General features: G+C 63.4%; 13 protein-coding genes and 2 pseudogenes. 6 read left to right on the top strand and 9 right to left on the bottom strand.

The genetic code is table 11. The annotated features are described in order from the left end of the window. Positions 1 to 8: 8 nt before the first annotated feature. The 3 genes from G8E03_RS17405 to G8E03_RS02540 form a co-directional block, all read right to left on the bottom strand. Positions 9 to 287 (bottom strand): type II secretion system protein GspG, encoded by a 279-nt coding sequence (locus tag G8E03_RS17405; RefSeq protein ID WP_240910394.1) that lies wholly within the window; start codon positions 285 to 287, stop codon positions 9 to 11. 182 nt (positions 288 to 469) lie between these two features. Next, positions 470 to 1,147: an RHS repeat protein gene (locus G8E03_RS02545; protein WP_166188343.1), complete on the bottom strand. Its 678-nt coding sequence runs from the start codon at positions 1,145 to 1,147 to the stop codon at positions 470 to 472. 137 nt (positions 1,148 to 1,284) lie between these two features. Beyond that, entirely contained in the window at positions 1,285 to 2,451 is a 1,167-nt protein-coding gene (locus G8E03_RS02540) for an AI-2E family transporter (protein WP_166188341.1), read from the bottom strand. A gap of 193 nt (positions 2,452 to 2,644) precedes the next feature. Here G8E03_RS02540 and G8E03_RS17665 point away from each other — a divergent pair. After that, a pseudogene (locus tag G8E03_RS17665) lies at positions 2,645 to 3,215 on the top strand (IS6 family transposase). A gap of 57 nt (positions 3,216 to 3,272) precedes the next feature. On the opposite strand, the pseudogene G8E03_RS17640 reads toward G8E03_RS17665, so the two are convergent. The 5 genes and pseudogenes from G8E03_RS17640 to G8E03_RS02510 form a co-directional block, all read right to left on the bottom strand. After that, positions 3,273 to 3,391: pseudogene (locus G8E03_RS17640) on the bottom strand (transposase); the annotation flags it as partial. Positions 3,392 to 3,519: 128 nt separating this feature from the next. Continuing rightward, a complete protein-coding gene (locus G8E03_RS02525) occupies positions 3,520 to 4,452 on the bottom strand; it encodes an FAD:protein FMN transferase (protein WP_205793197.1) in 933 nt (310 codons plus the stop codon). Positions 4,453 to 4,475: 23 nt separating this feature from the next. Beyond that, positions 4,476 to 6,623, bottom strand: a complete 2,148-nt coding sequence (locus G8E03_RS02520; RefSeq protein WP_166188336.1) for a NosR/NirI family protein — start codon at positions 6,621 to 6,623, stop codon at positions 4,476 to 4,478. A gap of 1 nt (position 6,624) precedes the next feature. Continuing rightward, a complete protein-coding gene (locus tag G8E03_RS02515; protein ID WP_205793195.1) occupies positions 6,625 to 7,209 on the bottom strand; it encodes a pentapeptide repeat-containing protein in 585 nt (194 codons plus the stop codon). After that, positions 7,202 to 8,023: a thiosulfate oxidation carrier protein SoxY gene (locus G8E03_RS02510; protein WP_166188332.1), complete on the bottom strand. Its 822-nt coding sequence runs from the start codon at positions 8,021 to 8,023 to the stop codon at positions 7,202 to 7,204. The genes G8E03_RS02515 and G8E03_RS02510 overlap by 8 nt, the downstream gene beginning before the upstream one ends. Before the next feature lie 229 nt (positions 8,024 to 8,252). Between G8E03_RS02510 and G8E03_RS02505 the strand changes: the two genes are divergently transcribed. The 5 genes from G8E03_RS02505 to G8E03_RS02485 are packed head-to-tail and all read left to right on the top strand — an operon-like array spanning position 8,253 to position 12,337. Then, positions 8,253 to 8,489 (top strand): c-type cytochrome, encoded by a 237-nt coding sequence (locus G8E03_RS02505; protein ID WP_166188330.1) that lies wholly within the window; start codon positions 8,253 to 8,255, stop codon positions 8,487 to 8,489. Beyond that, on the top strand, positions 8,489 to 9,763 hold the full coding sequence (locus G8E03_RS02500; RefSeq protein ID WP_166188328.1) for an NAD(P)/FAD-dependent oxidoreductase: 1,275 nt from the start codon (positions 8,489 to 8,491) through the stop codon (positions 9,761 to 9,763). The genes G8E03_RS02505 and G8E03_RS02500 overlap by 1 nt, the downstream gene beginning before the upstream one ends. 19 nt (positions 9,764 to 9,782) lie before the next feature. After that, positions 9,783 to 10,196, top strand: a complete 414-nt coding sequence (gene soxX, locus G8E03_RS02495; protein ID WP_166188325.1) for a sulfur oxidation c-type cytochrome SoxX — start codon at positions 9,783 to 9,785, stop codon at positions 10,194 to 10,196. A 1-nt stretch (position 10,197) separates the two neighbouring features. Then, positions 10,198 to 10,968, top strand: coding sequence for a sulfur oxidation c-type cytochrome SoxA (gene soxA, locus G8E03_RS02490; RefSeq protein ID WP_166188323.1), 771 nt, complete (start codon positions 10,198 to 10,200; stop codon positions 10,966 to 10,968). Between the two features lie 55 nt (positions 10,969 to 11,023). Further along, positions 11,024 to 12,337, top strand: coding sequence for a cytochrome c (locus G8E03_RS02485; protein ID WP_166188321.1), 1,314 nt, complete (start codon positions 11,024 to 11,026; stop codon positions 12,335 to 12,337). A 95-nt stretch (positions 12,338 to 12,432) separates the two neighbouring features. Here G8E03_RS02485 and G8E03_RS02480 read toward each other — a convergent pair whose 3' ends face one another. Continuing rightward, positions 12,433 to 14,622: a xanthine dehydrogenase family protein molybdopterin-binding subunit gene (locus tag G8E03_RS02480; protein ID WP_166188319.1), complete on the bottom strand. Its 2,190-nt coding sequence runs from the start codon at positions 14,620 to 14,622 to the stop codon at positions 12,433 to 12,435. Between the last annotated feature and the right edge of the window lie 7 nt (positions 14,623 to 14,629).

Below are 14,629 nucleotides of genomic sequence, written 5' to 3'. Positions count from 1 at the left end.
CTGATCGGTCAGGAAGGCAGATCCGTATCTTCGCCTGTTCCGCCGACAGCACCGTCGCGGCCCGGACTGCGAATGACCGGGCCCTCGGTCCCAGTGTTTTCATCGTAAAGATAGGCTCTGCCCCATGGATCGCGCAAAGGGTTCTGACTATCGAGGTAAGGCCCCTGCCATGCCGAGGCGTCGGCAGGCGAAGCCATCAAAGCGGCAAGACCCTCCTGCTCGCTGGGATAACGTCCGGTATCGAGATAGAACAGCCGCGCCGCCTCTTTGATCGCATCGATCTGCAACTCGACCGCCTATGGAACGCGATGCCATCCGCAACATGCGCAAGGCTTCCCAGCCGCCCGCCGGTATCGTAGCCAGTGTCGTATTCGCGCCGCTGGCGCGCGGGACGGCGAGGCGGCGGTCCTGCGCATCGTAGGTGAAGCCGATCTGGCCGCCCCAAGGCTGCGACAGTGTCGCGAGCCGATCAGCCCGATCCCAAGTATGTCCGATCTCCGCGTCCAGATGGTCGGTCATCCCGGTCCGGCGCGACAGCAGATCGTATGTGTATCGCAACGCGCTGTCGGAATCCTGCGCCATCGTGAGATTTCCGATTGCGTCGTAGGTGCTGACCGCGCCCATTGTAGGTTGCGAGTTCAGAGCGTCCATCAGTTCGTCTGATACGAGTGAGATTACTGCGCAGATCGTAGACGTGGGTTCTCGTATTGCCCAACGGATCGGTTCGCTCGACCATCTGCTCGAATAGACTGAAGCGGAAGCGGGTGACCTCGCCGCGACCGTCCACGACCTGGATGACATTGTCCGCCTCGTCGTAGTCGAAACTCCGTCCGATCAGATCCGGATCGATCGATGTGATCATCCGGTCCACGGCGTCGTATTCGTAGGTCGAGACGCGTCCCTGCGCATCCTCGATCCGCGAAACCTGTCCAGCAACATCGTAGTCGTAGAGCGTGACGCCGCTCGCCAGCATATCACTGCGCACGATCCGATCCATCGCGCCATACTCGTAGGAGGTAATCAGGCCTGTCGCATCGACTGCGGAAGTCAGGAGTCCCTGCTCGGCGTAAGCCCACGTTTCGCGGTTGCCCAGACCGTCCTCGATCGCGGTGACACGGCTTTGATCGTCATACTCCATTGTCGTCACACCACCATCCAGATCGGTGGCGTGGATGCCGGGGCTGTTTCCGTAGGGTGTGATCGGTCTGCTGCCGGTCCCGTCACGTCAGGGAAACATAGAGCCGAAGCTGACCCGATCCGCAGGACCGGGCCAGCATCCGGGCGCTAAACCTGCAACATCTTGTCCAGTTCCCGGTAATCGTCGCGATCGCTCAGCAGCAGCGCCACGGGGCGCAGCGGTTCGATCCGGGCGCATATGACAAGCGCCGCGATCAGCACCGGCGTTGACAAAAGCGTACCCGGCACGCCCCAGATCCACGCGAAGAGGAGGAGCCCCGTCAGGATCACCACCGGCGAGATCGAGATCTGGCGGCCCTGCACGCGGGGATCGACGAAATTGCCGATCACCTGCTCGATCGCCAGCAGCCCAGCCGCCACTGCGATTGCCGTGCCGATATCCTTGGTCAGGAACACGTAAACGGTGGGCAGGACGCCCGAGACGACCGAACCGAGATTCGGCACAAAGCTGAGCAGGAAGGTCAGAATCCCCCATACGAAGATCAGATCCACACCGAAGATCCAGAGCCAGATCATATAGAGCGCCGCCGTCACCAGCCCCATCGCGGCGCGCACCAGCACGAAGCGCCGGACAAGGCGCCCCATCACGGTGATCGCCTGCAACGTCTTGTCACGGCGTTCCTCGCCCGCCACGCGCGCGATCCGCCGGTGCCATCCCGGCGCGTCCACCAGCATCATAAGCCCGAGAAACACCACCAGCACGACCCCGCCTACCGCAGAACCCGCGAATTGCAGCCCCGTGAAGGCCACATTGCCAAGGGTGCCGATCAGGCTGGAGGCGAGATCCTCGACCGTCAGCTCAAATTCGGAGAGAAGGCCCTGCGCGCCGTCCTGCGCACCACCTTGCTCACCTGCCGGGGTGCCGCTTGGCTGCGATATGCCTGCCGAGGCAGCGTCGGCGGAGGTTTGTGTGGTCGGGTCACTGCCCAGTGCGGGGAACTCCGCCGCGATCCGCTGAACCGCGAAGAAGAGCCCCGCGCCCAGCACCACCAGCACCACGAGCATCACCAGCAGCGACGCGATATGACCGAGCCATCGCCGCCCGCCCGTCCGCTCCGCCACCGCGGCATCCAGTGGCGCCAGCATCACCGCCACGAAGAACGCCGCGACCAGCAGCGCGCTGACCGCCGCAGTGGCGTGCAGGGCCCAGCCGATCAGGATGGCGACCGCCGTGATCTGAAGCCCCAGCATGACACGCGGGACGGGTTCCGCCGACGCAGGATCCGTGTGGAGGGGTGAATGTCTATCTTCCATGAAACGTCTCCCAGTTGGTTCCGCATCCCGTGGTGGTGCCGCTGGCTAAGGTGAAGCCGGAATCGGATTGAAGGCGCGAAGAACCGAATGCCGTCACGCTCACCGCCCTTTGCCTTTTCCGCTGCCGGGGTTTGCAGCTGAATTTGCTGCATCGCTTCGGGTAAACGAATGAAACGCCGCTGCGTTCCTCACCATCCCGCCACGCCTGACGCCCGGGCTGGGTTTTTCAGGACTTCGCCACGTCAAACGCCACCGTTTTCCGCGTGATATCATCCTTTGTGCTGTGCGGTGATATCTCCGATTCCCGCTTTCGTATCAGGACGTGGTGGAACTGCTGGCAGAGCGCGGCATACTGGTCGGCCGATCAACCGTGTATCGCTGGGTTCAGAAGTTGGCCCGGAACTCACCAAGCGAACAGAGAAGCATTTGCGCGCGTCCGCTTACCCCGACCCATCACAATCGTGACTGACAAGGCGCAGGCTTGTCGTCGCGTCATCCGCGAAATCAATCATCAGTATGATCCGCATTTTGATAGCATTCGACACATCGACAGAAAGTGGCGCAACAATCTGATAGAGAGTGATCATGCAGCCATGAAGCGGCTGCTCAGCTACCGTCAAAGTTTTCCATCTTTGCTCTCGGCCAAAGCGACCCTCGGCGGGAGCGAGACAATGCGAACCATCAAACGCGGTCACAGCCACCACAAACAGCCGGGTGTTTTGGGCGAAATCCAGTTCATCAGAAAACTCTTCGAAGCCGCATAATCCAAGCATCCACCCAGGCGATCGATCAACCTTGATCAATTAGTGCAACAGCTCCGGTTCAGGTGCAATCGAGGGGCGGCCGAAACCTGTGTACAGCGCTTCGAACTTGGCCAGCGCTCATTCACCACCTGTCTGATCTTCCGCAGCGGGTGCCGCGCAGGGATGTGCTGCTCCAGATCAACTTAGCTGAACCGCGAACCGCTTGTCTCATCCGTTCGCGTATCGTTACCCCTGCCGTTGTCGTGGCAAGGGTGAATCATGTTCATCTAACCGCGTCGAGATCCGACTATTTCAGCAACCTGCTCTAGACCTCGCGCAGGCTGCCATCCGTCCGCGTGAGGATGGCGCGCGCGCCCGGATAGCTGCCCAGAAGGTCACCCGCCCGCGCCTCTCCGCCGACGTATATGGCTGTCGACAGCGCATCCGCCCAGACCGCCTTCGGCGCGATCACCGCGACTTGCGACAGGCTGTTGGCGCTCCGACCGGTGGCGGGGTCGAAGATGTGATGGCGCCCCGATCCATCGAACCTCAGACCATAGCCTCCTGATACCGACAACGCCGCGTCCGAAAGACCCACGGTGCGGGCGATGCCGGAGGGGTCGCCGGGATCGATCAGCCCGACCTGGAAGGGGTGCCCCCCCGCAGACGCGCCAAGAGCCCGCGTCTCGCCCAGCTCGATGACCGCCCTCTCGAAGCCTTCATTGCCGAGGATCTCGGTGATCCTGTCGGTGATATATCCCTGCGCGATGCCGTTGAGCGACAGCGCCATCCCGCGGCGCGCGAATGCGATGCGGCTCGGCCCGGCGGTCAGCGCGGTGTGATCGACCAGCGCGCGCACCCGATCGAGCCGCCCCGCCGCGCCCGAGGCGTGAAACCGCCATAGCGGCTGGATCGTCGGATCGAACGCGCCCCTGCTGGCGTCGGCAATGCGGCGGCTTTGGTCGAGCACATCGACCAAATCGCGCGACGGCGACACAAGCACCCCGTTCCGGTTGAGCCGCGCGATTTCACTGTCTGTCCGATACAGGCTGAAGACGCATTCCAGGCGCTCGATCTCGATCAGCATCTGCCCGATCGCACGCCGCGCCACGGATGGGTTCGGATGCCACAACGTCATGCCCGACACGGCCCCCAGCACCTCGCCATGCCACTGCACCGGTTCGGGCGCACCGCGCAGGGTCCGCAACCCCAGCGCACCAAGCGGCAGGGCAAGGCCCGCGCCGAGAATGCGAAGCATCCTGCGCCGTGTCGGGTGCCCGCTCATGCCGGCGTCTCTGCCGGCACATTGGCCGGGTTGCGGGCCGGCTGTTTCAGCTGGCGCAGTTGCAGCTTGCGGGCCTTCGCGAGGGGCGGGCACCTGCGATCGTCGTAATATTCGACCTGGCAGTCGAGACACTGGAAACACTCGGCCATGATGATCTTGCCGGATCGTTCGATGGCCTTGACCGGGCAGGACCTTTCACACAGATGGCACGGGCTGCCGCATTCCGGGCGCCGCTTGAGCAGGTCGACGAGGTGCAGCCGGTCCAGGATCGCCAGCGCCCCGCCCAGCGGACAGAGGAAGCGGCAGAAGGCGCGTTCTGTAAACAGCCCGATTCCCAGCAGGATCAATGCGTAGATCACATAAGGCAGGCCGCGCACGAACATCGCGGTGATCGCGGTCTTGAACGGCTCGACTTCCTCGGCCACGATCGCTGCCTCGGGGGCTACGACCACCAGCGTCAGAATGGCCGACAGCGAGAGATACTTGCCCATCCAAAGGTGCCGCTGAAGCCGCTCTTTCGGGTTCCACTGCGGCAGGCGCAGCTTGCGCGCCAGATGGGCCAGAAGCTCCTGCAAGGCGCCGAAGGGGCACAGCCAGCCGCAGAACACGCCACGTCCCAACAGGACCAGCGAGATCGCAGTATAGACCGACAGGATCACGATCAGCGGCTCGGCCAGGTAGAAGCCGAAATCGAGATCCTCGGACGGTGCCTTGAGATAGTTGATCACGTGGACAATGGACAGTTGCGCGCTGGCGATCCAGCCGACCCAGACAAGGGTGAATGTCAGAAAACCGAGGCGCAGATAGCGGTGCAGCCAACGTCTGCGGCTGATCGCGCCCTGAAACGCCAGAATCGCCGTGAGCACCCCGAGAGCCACGCAGAGCACCGCGATCTCGAACCTTTCCTCGATCCAGGGTTCCGCCCATGCCGGGGCGGCGGCAGGCTCGGGGTGCAGGATGTAATGCGGCGGCAGGGTGTAATCCATCTCGGCCAGTACGAAGCTTTCGCGTCTGCCGTCCGGCCGCAATGCCGTGCCGTGAAGTTCGGCGCGCCAGGGCTGCATCGGGTCGAAGCCGCTGCCCTCCGGCAGCGTCAGCAGGTCCGCAATCCGGCCGCGCGCCGGGATCATGTCGGATTTGGTGAACTCATAATGCTGCCCGGCCTGCGACACGCTCAACCTGTCCAGCGCAAAGCGGTTGGACAGGTTGTTGTACCGGGTGCCCCGGTGGTCGTAGACACCGCCGAGCGAGCCTGCGTAGATCGCCATCGTCCCCGGCGCCGTGCCGTTGATCAGCTGATCGTAGGGTTCCAGCCCCACGCCGTTGCGCCCCACCTTCGGAGGGTTGGCATAGCCCACCACCAGATCGGCATAGAGGCCGTCCGCACTGCCCTTGGTCGGGACTTCCGGCAAGAGATCACCAAGACCGGCACGCGCCAGCGCCGCGGCAAGATCGGCATTGGTGATCCGTGCCCGTGCCAGGGCACCGTCGGCCACCAGTTCCTCCACGCTCATCGGCTTGAAGTTGATCATGTCGATCGTGGGTTCGGTCACCACGATCTCCTCGGTCCGAAACCGCAGCACCATTCGCGCGCTTTCCTGCACCGCATTGCGCATCGCCCGGGCCGAGATCGTGGCCCCGGCCACAAAGCCCGGCGGCAGCGCGGTCTCCGCGCCGAGCCTCGCCTCGCCCCCTGCCATCGCGGACAGGAATTTCACCAGCTGCGCGGTGCGCCATGTGTCGTTGATCAGATAGGGTTCACGATGGAACAGCACCACCGCTCCTGTGATGCGCCCGTCAAGGTCCACGCCCGCCACGACGTCGAAGGGCGTGCTCGAATAGCCCGGCGCGCGGACCACGTCCAGAGTGGAAAAGACATAGCCGACGGGGTCTCCGTTGCGGTACGCCGCCGCCGCGACGGGCCCGTCATCCGCGACCATCTCGACCCGGTCCACCTCCGGAAAGACGGCGGCAAGAACCTCCGGCGTCAACCGGTCGATCAGCGGCGGGGGATTGTCCTCATAGGGTTGCGCGATGGCGGCGGAAAACAAGACCAGCGCGGCAAGGACAGCCAGTGCGGCCCGGCGCAGCCCTGGTCCGAAGGCTCTGCGTGCTGCCGCCATGCCGGTTCTCCCCTCGTCCATCCTAACATTCCTCATCGGCCACCGTCCCGTCAGGCAGGGTGGTTCCGCAAAGCGTGGCCTCCACCAGAAGCGCCCTGTCGACATCCGCCCCGGTGAGATCGGCCCCGGTGAGATCGGCACTGGCAAGCGAGGCACTGCCGAGGTCCGCGCCCTGCATCCGGGCATCGGTCAGATCTGCCCGGAACAGGTTCGCCCCGCTCAGGTCGGTGCCGGTCAGCACCGCCCCGGACAGTCGGGCGCCTGCAAGATTGGCGCCGGTCAGATCCGCGCCGGAAAGATCTGCGCCGGACAGATCGGCGTAGAACAGGTTCGCCCCGCTCAGGTCGGCCCTGCCAAGATCCGCCCCGCTCAGGTCCGCTCCGATGAAACTGCTGTAGGACAGCGTCGCGCCGGTCAGATCGGCCCCGGTCAGAGACGAGGCACGCAGGTCGGTGCGGACAAGATTGGCGCCCGTGAGGTCGCAATCGGAGCATGAAATCGTGTTCTTCAACCTGCGAAGGTCTGCCGGTTCCCAGCCCAGTGCAGGCGTCGCCGAGACCAGCATGACCGCCGCCCATGCCAGCCCCGCGCCCGCCCGCCTAGGCAACGGTGATGTCGGCGCTGTCCGTATAAATATCGCCATTCGTATCGACCCATTCGAACCGCAAGTGCGTCGTTTCATCGACCTTGAGGGGGAACGCCATATAGGGGTTGGCCGAGATCGCCGGCTCCAGCCTGGCGGAAAAGGCCAGCGTCTCATTCGCGAAACAGCGAAACCATTCGGCAATCCGTACCGGGATCGTGAGGCCCCTGGAGTTGTAGCGAAAACCGGTCTCCATCGGGTGCGAGATGATCGTGCGGATCTCGACCTGCGCGCCCGCTTCGACGGTACCGGGCACCGCGAGGCGGATTTGCGGCGCCCAGCCATCCGGAAACTGGTCACTTGCAACGGGCTGCTCACACGCGCCGTAGGTGACATCCACCTGACGCACGTATTGAAACACCTCACCGGTGGCCATTTTCACCACAAAGGTGACATCCTGATAGGAATCGAGACGCACACGGGTTGAAAACGTCGCCTCGCCGCAGGCCGGCGTGAAATACACCGCAACGATCCGCGGACGCGGGTTGCGGGCGGCGTAGACGGCGACGACCTCGGGATAATCCAGACCCTCCATCGAGCATGGGACCGTCACCGTCATCGGAACCGATTTGCCGGAGTCCGAGAAATCCGGCATGTCGACGAGAATCTCCCCCTCTGCGAAGGCGACATCGCCGAAATCCTCGGCGATGGCCTCGAGCACGTCGGCCTCGGATGCGCGCGACAGGCCCGGCACTCCGAGAGCCAGCAGCGACGTGGTTCCCAGACACAGGCTCCGGCGCGAGATCCGGGCATCGAAACGTGGATATCTGCCAGCCATACTTTTCGCCTCCCGGGTGACGGCGGTCTTCGCCTGTGTCATGCTGTCTGCACATTGCGGGATGCACACCGAAATGGGTAGTGCCAAGATATTGCGTTTCCGAATACGTAAAGTCAAAAAATCCAATCCTGTTCTATGCGACCTTGCAGCGAAACAGCCGGAGGATGTCTGAGGGACAATGTTTAGGCCACTGATAATACTCGCCTTAATTTGTTCAGGCGGGGCCGGTTTGGCACAGGATACGTCTGCCGAGATCACGGCGGAATCCTGTGCGGTTTGCCATAACGATAGCGCGACCGCGATTCCGAAGATCGGTGACCGGAGCTTCGAGGAGCTGACCGATACACTGACCGGGTTCAGGCAGGCTGGCAGCACCGTCACCATCATGCACAATTTTGTCGCCGGGCTGACCGCGCGGGAAATCGAAGACCTGGCGCGGTTCCTGTCCCGCAAGGAGGAAAAGTGATGGTCGGCTACACCCGGCGGCAGGCGATTGTCGCGTCCTCCTCGTTTATTTCGGCGTCTTTGCTCGCGGCACCCTCACTGGGCCAAGGCAAAAGCCACGTCGTCATCGTCGGTGGCGGGTTTGGCGGCGCCTCAGCCGCCCGTACGTTGCGCGACATCGCGCCCGATATCGACGTGACCCTTGTGGTCGCGACCGAGACCTTTTCCACCTGCCCGTTTTCCAACCTCGTCATCGCGGGCGAGATCCCCATGTCGCAGATCACTTTCGGCTACGAGGCGCTGATCTCGGCCGGGGTCTCGGTCAGGCGCGGTGTCGCAACCCGGATCGACGCGGCACGCAACATGATCGTGCTCGACGACGGGCAAGAGCTGGCTTACGACCGGGCGATTGTGTCCCCCGGCATAGACCTGAAACTGGACGAGGTGCCGGGCTATGACGCCGCGGCCACCGAGGTCATGCCGCATGCGTGGAAGGCCGGCGCCCAGACGGAATTGCTGCGCGATCAACTGGCCGCCATGCCCGAGGGCGGCACCTTTCTGATGTCGGTGCCGAACAATCCCTATCGCTGCCCGCCGGGGCCCTATGAACGGGCCAGCCTGGTCGCCCATTTCCTCGGCAAATCGAACCCGACCGCCAAGATCATCATTCTGGACGGCAAGGATTCCTTTTCCAAGCAGCCGCTCTTTGTCGAGGGCTGGGAGCGGCTTTATCCCGGCATGATCACCCATGTGCCCTTTGCCGAGAACGGCGGTGTGCTCAATGTCGATCCGGCCGCGATGACCATAGAGACCGCCTTCGAGACCTTCAAAGGCGATGTGGTCAACTTTATCCCGCCACAGCGGGCGGCGGAGGTCCTGCTGAGATCGGGGCTGGGCGGCAACGGCGACTGGTGCCCGATCGACGAGGCGACATTCGAATCCCCGCATGCACCCGGCGTGCATGTCCTGGGCGACTCCGCCGTTGTGGGTGACATGCCGAAAAGCGGGTTCTCTGCCGCCGTTCAGGGCGCCAACTGCGCCCATGTGGTGGCGTCGTTGCTGCGCGGCACGGCCGCCGAACGCGGCGTGCTGCTGAACACGTGCTACAGCTTCGTGGCACCCGATTACGGCATCTCGATCGCCGGGGTGTACCGGGTCAATGGCGAAGGTCGCCTGGCATCGGTGAAAGACGCCGGCGGCACCAGTCCGGTCGGCGCAAACGACGGTTTCAGGCAGTCCGAGGCCGACTTCGCCAGAAGCTGGTATACCTCCCTGACACACCGGATTTTCGGGTAGGACACACGTGAAGCACTCTTTGTCGATCCTCCTGCTGGCGCTGGCGATCTGTGTGTCCGGACAGGCTCTTGCACAGGCCACCCCGTCACACCCCGCCCTGACTGTCACGCCCGGCGATGCCGACAGGGGCCGCGCCCTGATCCGCGATCCGTCCCGGGCAAGTTGCCTGATCTGCCACAGCATCGCGGCCCTGCCCGACAGGGACCAGGGCGAGCTGGGGCCGCCGCTGGACGGTGTCGCGGCGATCTATGACGCGGATGAGTTGCGACTACGGGTGATGGATGCCCGCCGCCTGTCGCCCGATACGATCATGCCGCCGTATTTCTCGACCGAGGGGCTGTACCGCGTCGGGCGGGAATGGTCGGGGACGACGATTTATTCAGCCCAGGAGGTCGAGGACGTCGTGGCCTTCCTTGCAACATTGATCGAGTGACATGAAGCACCTTGCGGCCATTCTGTTTCTGCTCGCCGCTCCGGTTGTCGCACAGACGTCGGAGCAACCCATTTCGGGCTACGCCTTCATGGAACCCGCGACGCAGGAATTGCAAGATGACGATTTCCTGAACCCGGCGTTCTTTCTGGTCGCCGAAGGCATGGAGATCTGGAACCGCGCCTGGCCAGGCGCAAGCGGTGAGGCACGATCCTGCCGGTCCTGTCATGGCGACCCGAAGGACAGCATGGCCGGGGTCGCCGCCCGCTATCCCACCGCCGATCCGGATGGCGCAGGGGTCATCAACCTCGAAGGCATGTTGAACCGCGAGATCGAGACGCGGCTCGGCGGCGAGGCATTGGCTTACGAATCGCAAGAACTGCTCGCCCTCACCGCCCTCGTCGGTTACCAGTCGCGGGGGCTGGCGATGTCGATCGATGCCAGCGCTCAGGTGCAGGGCTGGGCCGACCGGGGCGAGGAGATCTACACCACCCGGCACGGCCAGTTGAACCTGTCCTGCCAGAATTGCCACGTGGACCACTCGGGCGAGAAACTGCGCGGCGACACCATCAGTCAGGGCCATATCAACGCCTTTCCGATCTTTCGCCTCATATGGGACGAAGTGGGTTCGCGTCACCGGATGTTCACCTGGTGCATGGAGTCCATCCGGGCTGAACCCTTCGCGGCCGGGTCGGACGAATACCTTGCGCTGGAAACCTACCTCGCGCTACGTGGCGAAGGGCTGTTGATCGAGGCGCCGGGGGTGCGGCGGTGACCGCATCTGCTCAGGCGAAGGAACAAAGCATCTCAACAAAACATGAGGCATATCAATGAAGAAGTGGCTGGCCGGAACCGCTGTCGTCGCAATCGCAGCGGTCGCGGCAGGGGTGTATCTGCTGGACGTTTTCCCCGGCGAAATCGAAGCGGTGCCAGAGGTGGATCGCGTGGCCTTCCCGGACGATCAGATCGCGGCGGGTGAAAATCTCGCTCTGATTGGCGATTGCGCCACTTGTCACACACCGCGCGATGCGGGGGCGATGTCCGGCGGGATCGCCCTGCCGACGCCGTTCGGCACGATCTATTCCACCAACATCACCCCCGACCCCGAGACCGGCATCGGCATGTGGTCCTTTGCCGCCTTTGACAGGGCGATGCGCGAAGGCGTGGACCGGGAGGGCAACCACCTCTACCCGGCCTTTCCCTACGACCATTTCGCCGCGATGACCGAAGACGACATGGAAGCGCTCTACCAGTATCTGATGACGCAAGACCCGGTGGTCGCAGAGGACATCCCGAACGAACTGGGTTTTCCGTTTTCCTTCCGTCCGATCCTAGCGGGGTGGAAGTTCCTGTTCCACCATCCCGAGGAATTCACCCCCGACCCGGAGTTCAACGACGAAGAGAACCGCGGTGCCTATCTGGGCGAAACGCTGGGCCATTGCTCTGCCTGCCACAGCCCGCGCAACGCCTTCGGCGCGGTGAAGACGTCGGAGTTTCTGGCCGGGGGCGAGGCCGAAGGCTGGCTGATTCCACCGCTTGGCGCAGCCTCGATATCGCCGCTGGGCTGGGAGATGGACGATTATCTGGATTATCTGTTCGACGGGTGGAGCCAACACCACGGCATTGCGGGCGGCCCGATGACGCCGGTGATCGACAACCTTTATGACGCAGAGGAAGACGATGTCTTTGCCATCGCTGCATGGCTGAACCGCATCACCCCCCCGGTCGATGTCGAAGAGCGGGACGCCCGGCAAAGCGAGATCGCGGCGCTGGACCTGCCCGAAACCTTTGACGTCACGCTGGACGGGGCCGAGGTCTCCGATCAGATCCGGCAAGGCGCGCAGGTCTTCGAGGACAGTTGCGTCCGCTGCCACAAGCAGCGGATTTCCGAGACCCAACCGATCTCACTGGGCCTGACCTACGCGCTGAACGCGCCAGCGCCGACGAACTTGATCAATGCCATCCGGAACGGCATCCAGCCCAGCATCGGGTCGAGAGAGCGCAAGATGGAGGCGATCGCCCTGTCGGACGAGAAACTTGCCGCCGTCGTTGCCTTTGCCCGCTGGCAGTTCACGGATCTGCCCGCATGGGAGGATATCGAGGGGCACATCGCCAGCGCCTCCACCGGGGACGCGGGTCACTGACCTGTCGCCCATCGGGAGAAAAAGCGGGAGAAAAGCAAAACAGGGGCCCTTGGGCCCCTGTTTCTCGTTTCAGACTGATGGTGTCCGCCTTGGTATCAGAGAGACACCTTGGCAAAAGGCGTGGTCCTGACCCGCGTGCCTGTCGCATGGAAGATCGCGTTGGCGACCGCAGGCGGTGTCGGCGGCCCGGCCGGCTCACCCAGGCCACCCCACCACTGGTCGTTGGAGTTTTCGAGGTGAATCTCGATCTCCGGCGGCGTGTCGGGCATACTCATCATCGTGTAGGAGTCGAAGTTGGTGTTCACCACGCGACCCTCGCGGATGTCGAGACCGCCAAAGAAGGCATGGGTCAGTTCCCAGATCGCAGAGCTTTCGGCCTGCTCCCTGGCGTTGAGCGGATTGATGACATAGCCGCTGTTGATGAAATATTGCAGCTTGTCGATGTAGATCTCTCCGCGTCGGCTGACCTCTACCGTGGCGACACAGCCGGCATAGGTGCCGTGGCTGTCGACCACGGCACAGCCCATGCCTCGACCGTTGCCAAGGTCTGTCGTCCAGCCCGACTTTTCCTTCATTGCGGTCAGCACACGTTGCCAAGGTTCGTTGCCCTCGGTCATCTTGAGCCGCCATTCCAGCGGATCCCAGCCTCCGGCATGGGCAAGTTCGTCAGCCATCTGTTCGACGATGAACCCGTTGGAGTTCGCCCCCGGCGCCCGGTGATAGCCGATCGGAATATGGCTCTGAACGGCAGAGTATTCGTGTCGGCGGTTCGGCACTTGGTAGTGCATGTTCGCGACGCCGCGCTGCGAGAACGCGGGCATCTTCTCTTCCCCGACGAAATGCGTCACCAGCGCGGTGGGCAGCCCGTCGTCACCGAGAACGGCCTTGTAGGTGCCCCAGACCGGCGGGCGCTGGCTGTCCTGCGCGACATCTTCCTCGCGGCTCCAGATGAGCTTGACCGGTCTGCCGATCTCGGCCGAGATCGCCGCGGCCTGACGGTGGACGAACATGTTGTACCCGCCGCCGAAACCACCGCCCAGAAAGGTCTGGTGCAGATGCACGTTTTCGGTATCCCGGCCAATCTCGTCCGCCACTTCGTTGAGCGACCGGCCGATGTCCTGGGTGAACGTCCAGATATCGACCCGGTCGTCCTTTACATCCGCGACGGCACAGGGCGGCATCATCGTGGCGTGCGCCTCGAACGGCCTGGAATAGACCTCACCAACCACCAGTTTGTCTTCGGCGGCGGCTTCGATCATGCCGGGCACGGCGTCCTGATTGACGCCGGTCTCCTGGCCCTTGCCGATGTTGCCGTCCTCGTCGAGGACAAGCATACCGGGCTTGGAAATCAGGCTCATCGCTTCGGCGGTTTGACTCTCAAAGCTGATCGAGGCACCCCGGCCAAGGTCCCATTCGACCGGCATGGCCGCGAGGGCGTTCTTGGCCTGGTACCAGCTTTCGGCAACAACGGCGACGCCGCTGCGCATGTCGGTGAAGGCAGGAACGTCCTTGGTCTGCTTCATCTCGACGGCCGCGATCACGCCCGGCATGTCCTTGATCGCCTCGAAATCGTAGCTCAAGAGCTTTCCTTCGGGCACCGGACAAGAGGCCACGGCGGCGTGGACCATTCCATCCAGAATGACATCCATCGGATAGGTCGCCGTGCCGTTGGTCTTGAGATCGACGTCGAGACGCTTGATGTCGGTCCCCAGCAGCCACCAGTCGCCGTACTCCTTGATCGCGGGCTCTTCCTCGAGCGTGACCTGAGCCGCGTCTGCCGCGAAGTCTCCGTAGGTCCCGCTCTGATCGCCTGCACTCAGCATGCCCTGCTTGGCGACGACCTCCTCGATCGCCACACCCCAACGATCCGCTGCTGCCTTGCGAAGGCGTTCGCGGGCCGAGGCGCCGGCCTGCATCATGTAGGGGTGCCGGCTGGCCACGGTGCGCGAGCCGCCGGTCGAGGTCGTGACATAGAGGTTGTCGTTGTTGACGTGGCGGTTCGCATCGGCATAGACGCGGCGCACATTCTCCCACGGGATATCAAGCTCTTCCGCCACCATCATTGGAACAGCGGTAAAGGCGCCCTGTCCCATTTCGGTCTGTGGCGTCACGATGCTGACAATGTTGTCAGGGTCGATCGTGAGCCAGGCATTGATCTCGGCGCCTGCCCCTGCGTGGGACTCGGCGAATGCCGCTCCCGGCATGTGCACCCCGATAGCCAGCCCCCCGGCCGCGGTCATCGCAACCTGGAGGAAATTCCGTCTTGTGAAATTATGGTCCTTCATGACTTCC

Origin of the sequence: Pontivivens nitratireducens (assembly GCF_011290545.1) — a bacterium.
In the GTDB taxonomy this organism is placed as follows: Bacteria; Pseudomonadota; Alphaproteobacteria; order Rhodobacterales; family Rhodobacteraceae; genus Pontivivens; species Pontivivens nitratireducens.
The sequence above is the reverse complement of the archived record's forward strand: the minus strand, read 5'-3'. Positions and strand labels throughout refer to the sequence as shown.